We start from the raw sequence: 13,232 nt of genomic DNA, 5'->3' as shown, positions 1-13,232 counted from the left end.
TTATAGAGCTACAGATAAATTAACTGTCGCTGCAAAAAACACTGATCAATTTCCAATTTGCAATTTTCAATTCAGGAGGATAAAGCGCTATGGCCGCCGCTGATCGCGCGGGGAGTGACCGGGAGTACCTGGGAATAGATCAGATCGTTGGTCCGCTCGTGATCATCCGCGGGGCCGGCAGCGTGGGCTACAATGAGCTCGCGGAGGTGACAGGCCCTGACGGAAAAGAGAGGCTCGGCCTCATCCTGGAATCCGCGGAGGGGCTCGCCGCAATGCAGATCTTTGAGGGGACGATGGGCCTCACGATCCCCGGTACCCGGGTCAGGTTTTTCGGAAGGCCGCTCGAGATCCCCGTTTCACGCGAGATGCTCGGCAGGATCTTTGACGGCATCGGCCGCCCCCGCGACGACGGCCCGGAGCCGATCAGCGAGCAGTGCCTCAACGTGAACGGCCTCCCCATCAACCCCACCGCGCGGGTTTACCCCCGCAAGTTCATCCAGACCGGCCTCTCGGCCATTGACGGCATGAACACGCTCATCCGCGGCCAGAAGCTGCCCATCTTCTCCGGCAGCGGATTGCCGCACAACCGCATCGCCGCGCAGATCACCCGCCAGGCGAAGATCCTGGGAGAGGAGACGCCGTTCGCGATCGTCTTCGCCGCCATGGGGATAAAATATGATAGCGCGCGCTTCTTCATAGACAGCTTCGAGGAGAGCGGCGTTCTCGAAAACGTCGCGCTCTTCCTCAACCTTGCCGACGACCCTCCCGTCGAGCGTCTGACCACGCCACGCGCGGCCCTGACGCTCGCGGAGCACCTCGCCTTCTCGCTCGGCATGCACGTCCTCGTCATCCTCACCGACATGTCCAACTACTGCGAGAGCCTGCGGGAGATCGCCACCGTGCGCGGCGACATCCCGAGCAGGAAGGGATACCCCGGCTATCTCTACAGCGACCTCGCGAGCGTCTACGAGAGGGCCGGCATGATCAACGGTTCGGACGGCTCCATCACCCAGATGCCGATCCTCACGATGCCGAACGACGACATCACCCACCCCGTTCCTGACCTCACCGGTTTCATCACCGAGGGGCAAATCGTTCTCGAGCGCGAGCTGTTCCAGCGAGGCATCTATCCTCCAATCGCGGGCCTTCCCTCCCTCTCTCGCCTGATGAAGGACGGCATCGGCCCCGGCTTGACCAGGGAGGACCACGCGCACCTCGCCAGCCAGCTCTTCGAGGCCTACGCGCATGTCCGCGACCTCCGCGCACTCGCATCGGTGATCGGGGAGGAGGAGCTCAGCCCGCTCGACACGACGTACCTCAAGTTCGGGAGCGACTTCGAAAACAAATTTTTGAGGCAGGGTGAGTACGAAGAACGCTCAATCGATCAGACGCTCGATCTCGGCTGGAGCGTGCTTTCCCTCATCCCCAGGGACGAGCTGCATCGAATGACCGAAGAGGAAATAGACAAGTACTACGGCCGAAAGCCTAAAGTGTAAAATAAGAAAAAAGCCGCCATGTCCCAATACACCGTCGCGCCCACAAAATCAAACCTGATCAAAACGAAGACGAGCCTCGCATTCGCCCGGGAGGGGCATGAGCTCCTTGCGAGGAAGAGAGACATCCTCATCGCCGAGCTCCTGGGGCTCATGGCCGCGGCCGGCAACGCCCAGCGGCTGCTCGAGGAGAAGCTCAAGGAGGCGTTTGCCGCGCTTGAAGAAGCCATACTGGACTGCGGCCTGCGCGCGGTGAGAGAGGCCTCATGGACGGTCGGCCTCAGCGTCGACACGAGCATTACCGAGAAGCGGGTGATGGGTGTCAACATGCCCACCGTAGAGTCGGCCCTCAGCGGTTCACCTCCATTCTACTCACCCGGACCAACAAGCTTCTGGCTGGATGAGGCCCAGCTCCGATTCAAGGAGGTGCTGGAATGCCTGGACGACGTCGCCGGGACTCGCATATCAATCATCCGCCTCTCCCGGGAGGTAAAGAAAACCATCCGGCGCGTGAACGCCCTTGAAAAAATATATATACCGGACTACGCTGAAACCTTAAAATATATCCAGGACGCGCTCGAGGAATCAGACCGGGAGGCCTTCTTCATCCTGAAGCTGATCAAGGAGCGGCTCGCGAAAAAGGTTGAGGGTTAAGCATTCAGGGTTGAGGGCTGCGTCCAGATGAATAAATATGCTTTTCCCTCAACCCTCGACTCTCAACCATAAACCAGTAGCATCATCATGGCGAACGGCCACGGCATTAAAAAGATCATGGTCTTCATTGAGGGAAATGAGGCGTCCCTCATCGCGGCCCAGTATGCGGTCTCCCTCGCGAAGCTCATCGGGGGGGAAATCGTCGCCGTGTACGTGGTCGACGTGAAGACGCTCAAGGACCTGCTCAGGGCGCGCATATTTGTCAGAATGGAAGAGATGGATTACGAGCGCGATCTTGAAGAGGATGGGAAGCGGTATCTCAACCACGTGCAGGGCCTCGCCGACGCCAAGGGCGTCGCCATGACCACGCTCCTCGAGAAGGGCGATGTCCACTCAATTGTTGTTCAGAAGGTGAAAGAGCTCGGCGCCGACATACTGGTGATGGGCGCACTCGAGACACCACTCTCCCGGAGGGACAGCTACTACAACGAGGGGGAGAGAGTATTCCGAGAGGCGAGATGCCCCGTGCTCGTCGTCAAGGGGGACGAAGAGATCAGGGCGCTCTACGACAGCATATAACATGGAAGGGAATAATGAAACTCACGCAATTGCTCACCGAAAAACTGATCAGGATCGGCCTGTCCCGCAGCGATAAGAGGGGTATCGTGGAGGAGCTGGTTGGCATTCTGGTCTCGGCGGGGAAGGTACGCGACGGGGAAAAGCTCGTCGACGCGACAATGGAGCGAGAAGCCAAGGGGAGCACCGGCCTCGCGAGAGGGATCGCCGTTCCGCACTGCAAGATCGATGGCATCAATGAGCTCATCTGCTCGATGGCCATTTCCAGGGAGGGGATTGACTTTGATTCACTCGATGGCACCCCCTCGCACATCTTCATCTTCCTCGCGGCGCCCACCGGGATGTCCGGTCCCCATGTGAAGGCGCTCTCCAATATCGCCACGCTGTCCCAGAGCGACGAGTTTCTGCGAAAACTCCGGGAGGCGTCTACTCCACACGAAGCCCTCAGAATCATCACGAAAGAAGAAGCGCGCTTAGATTGATGGCCGCATCCCCTGATTTGAAACGCCATCCGTATACTACAATGGAAAAGCGATCGAGCTACGTGCGCGTGCTGCTTGCGGTGTATCTACTGCTGGCAGGTGTAGTGGCGGCCTGGTGGCTGATGGATACCCGCCCTCCCCTCATCGATCCTGCCCGCCATCTCAATGTAAGCCTGGCGTATCACCGTTACCTCATCCATCATGCCCTCACAGGCTTCGCGACCGCATGGTTTCTGCCTTACCATTTCTATCCCCCCTCCATCTATATCTCGACCGCGCTCCTCTATCTCCTCCTCGGCACGTCCCTTGTTGTGGCCCGTGCCACTATCCTGCTGTTCCTCCTTTGTGCCGCACTCGCAACGTATGGCATCGGGAGAAGGCTCATGAACGAAAAGGCGGGCGTGCTTGCGGCGATACTGCTCATCTGCTACCCCCTCATTCTTGAGGACAGCAAAGTCTACATGACGGAAGTTCCCTTGACCGCAATGGTAGCGCTCGGTATTTACCTATTGCTCCGCACACGCGAATTCCAGGAGCGAAGCTTCTCTCTGATGCTGGGTATCGCGCTCGGCTTTGGGGCGCTCACCAAATGGCTCTTTCCCGCCTTCGTCATTGGGCCGCTTGTCCTGTGCGCGATACGGGGCTTTTCCTCCGCCTCGCTCGTTCGCAGCGGCAGTGCGCGGGCGCTGCAACATCGCCTATGGAACCTCACGTCAATGCTATTGCTCGCACTCATTGTGGCGTCTCCCTGGTATGTGTTGCACGCATCTCAAATAATCGGAGATATCTCCAGGTATGGCTACGGCGCCACCGGCTCACATTATGCGCCACCGGTACTCAGCCTGGACTCGCTGATCTACTATCCCTATTCCCTTATGGATCAGCTGGTGCAACTCCCGCTGGTGATCATCCTTGCGGTGAGTCTCGTCGTTCTTGGTAGAAATAAAAAGCTGAGCTCCCTCCTTCTCTCAGCGATCATTGTTCCAATGTGCATTCTGTTTTTTATGAGAAACAAGCAGGCGCGCTTTCTGGCGCCAGTCCTGCCATCCGCCGCGGTGCTCACCGCCATGGGGCTCATCCTGATCGCCTCCACCCCATGGAGGAGAGGGTTAATCGTTCTCGCACTCGCACTCAGTGCGGCCAACATGCTCGCGATAGATTTCGGCCTCCCCTATCGATCATGCCGAGTCTATGTACCGCTGCCCGGACACAGCCCCGATTACCCCAACCACAACCAGGCCTGCGTGATCTTCCAAGCGGGAGTGCCCCAGACCTTCTTCGGCCCTCCACGGCGAGAAGATTGGAAGATAGACGAAATAGTACGCGATGTCCGGGAGTTCAGTCAGGGTACTGAAAGGGCGGCCGCCCTCGGGCTCCTCACCGCTGCCCGGCCATGCTTCTCCGAGCATCAATTTTTTTACGCGATCAGCCGGCGGGGATACTCTATCAGGCCATACTACCTTCTCTACGGGGTGCGGCGCAAAGATCACCTCATCCGGCAGGATCTGCTCCGCCGGTGCAATTTTTTGCTGGCCGCCCCCCTGCCGAGGAAGCCCCACTACGAGGAGCTCCTCGCATCTTATATACCTTCCTCGTTCACGCTCACACTATTGAAAAACTATGCGCTTCCCGACGGCTCCACGGCATATTTATATCGATGCGCGCGCCCGCGATGAGCGCGCCAGGCAGCGATAGGAAGAGATGATATCAGCCCAATGAAAACATGTATCACTACTATCCATCAATGGAGTCGTTCTTGAATTTTTCCTCCACGCAGATTCGCATCTGCACCGTGACGGGTGTGGTGATCTTCCTCATCCTGTGTGCGATGGAACCATTCAATTTAATAATGGATGATGCCTACATCTCCCTTATCTACGCGCGGAACCTTGCATGCGGGAATGGGCTTACCTACGCGGGCGGGGCGCGCGTCGAAGGATATTCAAATTTCCTGTGGACACTTCTCTGCGCATTGTACTATCTGCTCCCGGGCTCGGTCTTCATCTGGATGAGGCTGGGGAGCCTGTGCATGATTCTCGCCCTCTTCCTCTACCTCACGCGCCTTTCCCTCCACGACGATCACGTTCAGTGGTATGTGACGCTCTTCCCGCTGATTCTCTTATCCCTCGACAAGGGTTTCCTCGTGTACGCCAAGAGCGGCATGGAAACCCCCCTGCACGCCCTTTTAATCATCCTCTGCATCTACTATTACTCCCCCGCAAAGAAAAATCTTATCCATGCCTTCAGGCTCGCGCTGCTCCTGGCTATGCTCTCCTGTACACGCCCTGAGGGAGGAATCTTCCTCTGTGTATGTGCCGCTCACCAGGTCTCCTCGAGTATCCGGTCGAGGAGTGAATGGTCATGGACGCGTCTTTGGATAGGGATGACAATTGGCATGGTCGCTCTCTTTCTGCTCTGGCGCTACCGTTACTACGGCGACCTCCTCCCCAACTCGTACTACGCCAAGGTCGCTCTCGGTTCAGTCGTGCAAAAGTACCGGGGATTCAGGTACCTTTTCTATTACCTCGTGTATTATCTCCCCTGGCCGGTCTCTCTCCTTGCAATCACCGGTGCGAGCTGCAACTGGCGCCGGTCGGTGACCGTCCAGGTATGCACGCTGGTCTGCATCGCCCAGATCCTCTTTGCAGTTGTCTCGGGCGGTGATTTCTTCCCCTGGTTCCGTTTTTTCGCTCCAGTTGCGCCGGTCGTGTATTTTCTTGCAGCAAAAGGGATCGCGTCTCTCGCGGCAGCTTCCGCGGCGCGCGCGCGCATGCTGGCAGTGCGCCGCGCTGTCACCGCGCTCGCGCTCCTCCTCTCCCTCGCGATGATGCCGCTCACGAGAATAGCGATCTGGCGGAACCGGGACCTCTCTTGGACCATCGCATATCGTTGCAACAGTGCGCGGCATTGCGTCGACACACTCCGGGCGCTCGTCAATCCCGACCTCTCCCAGATGAAACAGCGGATCGGTCTCTGGCTCGCCGCCCACTATCCCCCCCATACGGTGATCGCGACAGATCAGGCCGGGCAAATCCCCTACTACTCGCGAATGGAAACGATAGATTTATGCGGGATCAATGACGCCATTATCGCACGCACCGGCCCCCGGGCTTCCTACCTGCTCGCGAACAATGTCGCGATAATAATCATGGAGATTCTCCCGCGCACAAAGGAACCGCTCTTCGCGCGACTAATACGAGAACGTGAATTTCAGAGGAATTACCGCCTCCTGAAGATAATCAGAGACAGGTACAACCCCCGGGAGGGCATCTCCTTTGTCCTCTGGCAGAGAATGGAAAATCCGGATGAGCAGTATGCGTATACGGAGGACATACGCCGGATGTTCCGCCGCTTTTCCGCGGAGGAGCACAGCGGCCTGAAACTGTGAGCCGGCCCAGTCGTAAGGGACATCGCGCGAAAACAAGATAGCCCAGCCAAGTGCCCACCTGCTATGGCTCTGGATGATAGGTGCAAAAGTCTGTACTTTTAAGAGCCCTGTAACGAGCACGCAAGTGTGCGCTACGGCATCTTGGAAAGCCCATACTTATATCGGCACCATCTGGCGCTGCCCTGCGCCTGCTTCGAATAGTGCGAGCGCGAGGTGCAATATCTTATGTATAATATCTCACCTGCGTGCCGGGAAAAGAAACGCCGATAAGGTCCCTCGGTATATATGCGTCGTAACTGCTCAGGAGCCAGAATTCAGGAGTCAGGAGTTAGAATGAAGACGCCGGCGGCGACACTTGAGGGCCTGGGCTACGGCGATGTTTCCGAGTTAATGCAGTTGCTCGAAGAGGTCAGTAAGCTACTGGAAGCTTATTCGCGATCCATTCTGGATTCTGGCTCCTGACTTCTGACTACCTGAGTAGTTACTATGCGTCCATCATTTATATTGGCAATAATCATCATTGCATGCGGTGTGAGCATCTACCAGTGGCACCGTTCTGATACGCAGCCTCCCCTCCCGGAGGAGGCCCTGCGCCTGCGTGCGAGCCTCCATTACCTCGGTGATCTTGAGCGCCCGCTAAAAGAAAGGCTCTCGTTCCTGCTATTCAAGCGATATGAAACCTCCCCTCCGCTTGTGTATGTCGTTACTATTCCCTTCTACCTCGTGGGCGGCACGGATAAATCGGCGGCGGGAATGGTCAACATCCTCTTCATCTCGCTGTTGATCATCTCGGTCTATGGCATCGGCAGGAGGCTCTACTCCGAAACGGTGGGGGTGACCGGGGCCGCCCTGGTCGCATCGTATCCGATCATAGTCGGATTGTCCAAAATCTACGTCCCGGACATCCCGGAAACGACAATGGTGACACTCGCCATGTACGCCGCGCTGCGCGCGGTGGCATCCCGCCGATCCTCCTGGAGCATCCTCCTGGGGCTCATCTGTGGCGCGGGGATGCTTATCGCATGGCACTTTGTTATTTTTTGCGTGGGCCCCCTCATGTATCTCCTTCTTTCCTCGGATAGAAAGTTGCTCTCCCCCGCCCCCCTCACAGCCCGAAGGCGCAATCTTGCCTTCGGCGCGGGAGCTGCGGCGCTCGTGGCAGGTCCATGGTATTGCGCTCACTCCACGAGAGCGATTGCGTCGCTCGCGAGAGGGGCATGGGGCATTCCCTCGGCAGCCGCTCTTTTCAAAAGCCTCCTCTTTTATCCCTGCGCCTTCCCCACCACCTTGCTCCTCGTCCCCATGACGCTGCTCCTCCTTGCCGGGCTCACCATCGCGGTCGTGCGCAGGAAGGCTTCCCTCCTGCTGATTCTCTGGCTGTTCGTGCCGATGATCCTGCTCATGCCGGCCAGACAGAAGACACCGCGATTGCTCATGCCGGTGCTCCCCGCGGCAGCGCTCCTGACGGCGGCGGGCGCATCCATGGTGAGAAGAGGGTCTCTGCGGAACGGGATCACCGGCGCCGCTGTGGCGGTGAGCGCGTTGAATTTTCTCGCAATCAACTTCGGGTTGCCGTGGGGGCAGTCCACAATCTTTCTCGCAGTTCCCTCTCTTCGCCAGAAATGCGCCTCGTGCCTGCCGCTTCCCCTCGAGCCGTTCCGCGCAGAATTTCCCTTCTACGGCATCGGATTGCCGCGCCGCGAGGATTGGGCCCTCAAGAAAATCATCGCGGACATCGCCACCCTCGGTGAGGGCACATCCGATCACCGGGCGACACTGGGTTGGTTCATCTCCCCGCATCCGCGCTTCAATCGCTATTCACTCCTCTACTATATAGACCAGGGCGGATATCCGGTCAGATGGATGCCCCCCGATGAGGCCCAGTTCATTCTCGCGCGGCTCGTCACCGCAGCGCAGAGGCAGCAGCTCAGTGAATGGGGAAAGTCCTGGGCGCTCCTCCAGCGACTCAAAAATTATCCCCTGCCTGATGGATCGGAGGCGGTGCTCTACCTGGCATCGGTGAACAGCCGGAGGCACTATGGAGCTCCTGATATGCCTCTCGATACAGGAGAGGAGCGCGTTGAAGATGCTGCCTCATCGAGCGGGCTGGCTCGATTCGCTCACCGCGACAGATCGGCCGCCGGAGCCATGGTGAAAGGACCCTACCATCCGCTGGAGAAAGGCGCGTACCGGCTGCTCGTCAAGCTCAAGTACGACCGCCCGAAGGGGAGAGAAGCCCTCGCCAGAATGGAGGTGCGCGCGTGGAAAAGAGATGAACCCCTCGCCTCGCGCGATCTTAACCTTCCGGAGCTCGGCGAGAGCGGCTGTTACAATCCCGTGCAGCTCGACTTCGAAATGCCTGCGCGTGATCGCGTGGATATCAGAATCATCCACACAGGCCGGGCGGACCTCTGGGTCGACTCCATAGACATCATCCCCCTCAGCGCACGCACGCCGGAAACAGGCCCGGCCCCCGTGCGGTAACCGCCGCGTAATGGGTCAGAAGGTGTGAAAAAATCCAGTTTCCGGCTTATGTATGTGATATCAGAATATTGTCATTGCGATCCCGCAATGACAGCGCGTGGATGTGTAAAAGATTAGGCACTCCCATTAATAAAATCCGTGCTCATCCGTGAAATCAGTGGATGATCGTCCGTACTGTTTCCCCCCTATAACTGAGGGGTTACGAACCCCCCTGTTTTTCCCCTTGACAGCCACCATCAATTTGTATATCGTGCCGCATCTATCAGAGTCGCATTCTAAATATGCAGCCCGGTCGCGTCGCAGGGGAGGCCCAGGGATGAGCACCATTTACGTGTGGGGAACTAACGCGGACAAGGATAAAGACACGCTCCTCAAAGCATTCAGGATGAAGTGGAGCAGGAAGCGAAGGCGGTTCTTCCGGGAAAACGCCGACAAGCGGATACTCAAAAAAATCACGAGCTACTGTCTGAAAAACAAGATCAATTATAAAACCGACGACGGTCTGAGCTACGAAGTAGTCCAATCTGAATTGATCGAGACTTCCAGCCGGGAGCTCAGGGACTGGGGTCCTGATGCCTCCAAGGGAACGCCCACGATCGAGGAGATAGATTACGAGCAGATGTGGGACGGATATAAGAACGAAGAAGAATAGTTGCCCGCCCCATCACATTTCTCCCCTGGTTCTTTTGCCTATCCGCCACCTGCCTCACGCGTGAATTGTGCGCGCATATTAACTAACCATAATCAATATCGACTACGATTCATCTGTTGACTTTGTGTCGAATACTGTGGTATGATTAGCCGTGTGGCAAGAGTTATTCTGTGTGCTGTTACGAGGCGGGCTTCCGCGGGGATGACAGATGAACTGAATATAGCCCAAAACTGAGGGATTGGCACACGTTCATATTTTATGACATCTAAACGATACGTAAAAATTGCATCATCTCTTCTCACCGCAGGCATTATATTATGCGGGGCTCGTACAATCATACCGAGCGAGAATGGCCATTCCGCCCTTTCTTTACACATCAGTGAAAACGATATTTCCCCCGGGGAACCGTTGGCGTTGTCATTCGACATCAGCGCCGTTCCTCTCCGCGTATCCGGATACGTCGTTTTTGTTACGCCCGGGGGCGAAACATATTCATTGCGCGGCGACGGTTCATTTGCTCGAGGGATTCATCCTATTATCACGGGCGCGGGTCCGATAGACCGACCCGTTACAATAGACATCCTTGCCATGCATCCCTGCGCGATATCTGCCGGTTCCTATAAAGTTTACGCCTCGCTCGTCGCATACCCCGGCGAATTGTCAAGGAGCGGATATCTTGGCTTCGACTCGGCTGAATTCAATGTGACGGAAAAATCCGAGCCTGTAGAAGAGGTGCGTGGATCCTCCGGCCTGCTGACTATTACTACCAATAGTGGTGGTAATGAGGGTCATCGAATTACCTTTCCTGATTCGACAACAATGGGAATCGATTGCGGGACCGGGAACATAACTACTTTATCCCATGACCACAGTGATCATTGTAACGGCAACGGCCAACAATACAGATGGGATAACGTTTCCATAGGGCAAAACCTCTACGAAAAGGACGGTGTGACAGTGAAAGTCGTTGCCGCCAACGGCAGCGCAATCGATGGGGGGAGCTGGAGCTGCACCGACGAAAATTCATGTAGCATGGCTCTGTGGATCAAATATGGAGGATTCGACTATTTAACTGCGGGCGACATGTATGGTACTGGTGAAAGCCATCTGGGTCAGTGGTTTCATAATAACAACATAAATATAGATGTTCTTAAGATAAGCCATCACGGAACCTGCACTAACTCAACATCAAGCTTGAGTTATTTCAACAATATCAAGCCCGAATATGCCACCATCTGTGGTACGGCAACGACCCCCTGCGACGCAACTAGTTGTGGCGGAACTACGATACCCTATTTAATAACTGCAGGGGCAGAAATGATCTATTGCGTTCCTAGCTATGACCTTTCATGCCTTAGTTCAGTGCCCCCCCAGGTCCGCAACGGAACCGGCACCCTTACAATCAGCACTGATGGCTCCACGTATTCCATTTCGGGATCGGGTTTTACAGATGGCCCCTATTATGTAGATGATGGCCCGACACCCACTCCAACGATAACTCCAACCCGCACGCCGACATGGGATCCCTCGGTCCCAACGTACACCCCAACGGCTACGCCGACCCCGACGATCACACCGACGCCGAGGCCGGGGGGGCCATGGCCCATGTTCCATTACGATAATAGTCATACAGGACAGAGCACTTACCTTGGCCCACAGACAGGCCATCTCGAGTGGAGCTATGAAACGGGGGAAGATATATATTCTCCCCCCGTGGTAGGTTTTGATGGGAGAGCCTGTGTGGGATCCAATGACAATACTTTCTATGCCCTCACTTCAGCAGGAGCGTTAATATGGAGCTACATGACAGGGTACGATGTTCGGTCTTCGCCTGCGATAAACTCTGACGGGGTTGTGTATGCAGGATCCTACGACAACAACTTCTACGCTTTCACTTCTGATGGCTTACTCACATGGAGTTACAAAACCAGATACGATGTGAACTCCTCTGCCGTCATCGACTCTGACGGAAGTATATACGTAGGTTCTTATGATAACGCAATCTATGCCCTCACCTCAGCAGGCTCTCAAAGCTGGAGTTACATGACCGGAGATAGTGTTGCGTCTTCTCCCGCAATAAGTTCTGAAGGGAACATCTACATGGGGTCTAATGACAACGCCCTCTATGCCGTTACTACAGCAGGCATCTTAATATGGAGTTACATGGCAGGGGATAATGTCGTGTCTTCGCCGGCAATAAGCTCTGATGGGAATATTTGTGTGGGATCTTATGACAATCGCCTCTACGCCTTCACTTCAGCGGGTTCTTTCATATGGAGTTACAGAACGAGGAGCGATGTTCAGTCCTCGCCCGCAATAGGCTATTGGGGGACAGTTTATGTTGGATCTCTGAGTACTGACCGCAACTTATACGCCCTATCTTCAGCAGGCTCTCGTCAATGGAGTTACAAAACCGGAAGCTATGTGTATTCTTCTCCGGCCATAGGGTCTGACAGGAGCATATATGTAGGTTCCGATGATAATGGGATGTACGCGCTCACCTCGGCAGGTTATCGCAAATGGAGTTACACAACCGGAGACGATGTCAGGTCTTCACCCGCAATAGGCTACGACGGATATGTCTACGTGGGATCGCTCGACAACAAACTCTACGCCTTTAAAGATTTGCCCACGCCGACGCCCACGCCCACTCGTACACCGACGCTGACCCCCACTCCGACGCGAACGCCGACCATTACTCCTACTCCGACCATCACCCCCACGCCGACCATCACCCCCACGCCCACTCAGACGCCAACAATAACGCCGACGCCGACGATCACTCCCACTCCCACGGTAACCCCCACTCCCACGATGACACCGACCGCCACTGATACACCATTGGCCCCCGCAGAGATTGTTCTCAACAACACGATGTTCAGATCTGGAGACTCATTAGCGGTGAAGAGTTCTCCGTTAACACCGATAGTTAAAAATGGACGCAGACTCGAATTGCCCTTCAGCTATCCGCTACTATCCACGAGCATCCCTCGCGGCGCACCAGCCGGCCCCTACGAACTGGTGACCGCTTTCTTTGACCCGAGCAGACCGATCAGATCCCGTGCGGACGCCTTTCTCGAAGTCAGCACGCACTTCACGATCGGCAAGTAAACCCACACAAAACGGAAGAGAACCATAATCCTATCATCACCTCTCATCTGCAACGCTCCGCGCGAAGGAGGCGGTCTGCAGTGGACGCGCTCATGTCGCTGAGGAGACCTTCTGTAGCGACCTAACAGCTTTTTTACCAAAATCTTACGTGTCCTCATATCTAGCTCCAGCATCATCTTTTCCTCCCAACAGCCTGTATATCAGATTGTTAGGAGTTCTGTCCAAAAGATTTCGAGTACTTTTATTATGAGGCGTAATGGGTCACCCATCAAAGGCGCGGAGTCAATAGACATGATCTGGTCCCTCCCTCGCGCATGCGCGGGTTCAACTGCTTGCTCCGTTCACGCCAGCACTCGTGACTTGCCTGCTGCTCCATCCCGAGCCCGTTTCCT

General features: G+C 56.0%; 10 protein-coding genes. All 10 read left to right on the top strand.

Features of this window, described 5'->3' with window-relative positions:
• Positions 1-89: 89 nt before the first annotated feature.
• The 10 genes from NTX71_01190 (at position 90) to NTX71_01145 (ending at position 12,840) form a co-directional block, all read left to right on the top strand.
• A complete protein-coding gene (locus NTX71_01190) occupies positions 90-1,496 on the top strand; it encodes a V-type ATP synthase subunit B (GenBank protein ID MCX6338520.1) in 1,407 nt (468 codons plus the stop codon).
• Positions 1,497-1,514: 18 nt separating this feature from the next.
• Positions 1,515-2,147 (top strand): V-type ATP synthase subunit D, encoded by a 633-nt coding sequence (locus NTX71_01185; GenBank protein ID MCX6338519.1) that lies wholly within the window; start codon positions 1,515-1,517, stop codon positions 2,145-2,147.
• Positions 2,148-2,234: 87 nt separating this feature from the next.
• Entirely contained in the window at positions 2,235-2,726 is a 492-nt protein-coding gene (locus tag NTX71_01180) for a universal stress protein (GenBank protein MCX6338518.1), read from the top strand.
• Between the two features lie 14 nt (positions 2,727-2,740).
• The gene (locus NTX71_01175) at positions 2,741-3,205 is read left to right on the top strand and encodes a PTS sugar transporter subunit IIA (protein ID MCX6338517.1); all 465 of its coding nucleotides are present in this window, start codon (positions 2,741-2,743) and stop codon (positions 3,203-3,205) included.
• A 41-nt stretch (positions 3,206-3,246) separates the two neighbouring features.
• Complete coding sequence (locus tag NTX71_01170; GenBank protein ID MCX6338516.1) at positions 3,247-4,881, top strand: glycosyltransferase family 39 protein; 1,635 nt, start codon at positions 3,247-3,249, stop codon at positions 4,879-4,881.
• An 80-nt stretch (positions 4,882-4,961) separates the two neighbouring features.
• Complete coding sequence (locus tag NTX71_01165) at positions 4,962-6,593, top strand: hypothetical protein (GenBank protein MCX6338515.1); 1,632 nt, start codon at positions 4,962-4,964, stop codon at positions 6,591-6,593.
• A 333-nt stretch (positions 6,594-6,926) separates the two neighbouring features.
• Positions 6,927-7,055: a hypothetical protein gene (locus tag NTX71_01160; protein ID MCX6338514.1), complete on the top strand. Its 129-nt coding sequence runs from the start codon at positions 6,927-6,929 to the stop codon at positions 7,053-7,055.
• 24 nt (positions 7,056-7,079) lie between these two features.
• Positions 7,080-9,077: a glycosyltransferase family 39 protein gene (locus NTX71_01155; GenBank protein ID MCX6338513.1), complete on the top strand. Its 1,998-nt coding sequence runs from the start codon at positions 7,080-7,082 to the stop codon at positions 9,075-9,077.
• A 316-nt stretch (positions 9,078-9,393) separates the two neighbouring features.
• Positions 9,394-9,729 carry a hypothetical protein gene (locus tag NTX71_01150; GenBank protein ID MCX6338512.1) on the top strand — a complete coding sequence of 112 codons (336 nt, stop codon included), beginning with the start codon at positions 9,394-9,396 and terminating at the stop codon, positions 9,727-9,729.
• Between the two features lie 1,317 nt (positions 9,730-11,046).
• The gene (locus NTX71_01145) at positions 11,047-12,840 is read left to right on the top strand and encodes a PQQ-binding-like beta-propeller repeat protein (protein ID MCX6338511.1); all 1,794 of its coding nucleotides are present in this window, start codon (positions 11,047-11,049) and stop codon (positions 12,838-12,840) included.
• Positions 12,841-13,232 lie beyond the last annotated feature (392 nt).

This window comes from Candidatus Auribacterota bacterium, from assembly GCA_026392035.1.
Classification (GTDB): Bacteria; Auribacterota; Tritonobacteria; order UBA1439; family UBA1439; genus JAPLCX01.
The sequence above is the reverse complement of the archived record's forward strand: the minus strand, read 5'-3'. Positions and strand labels throughout refer to the sequence as shown.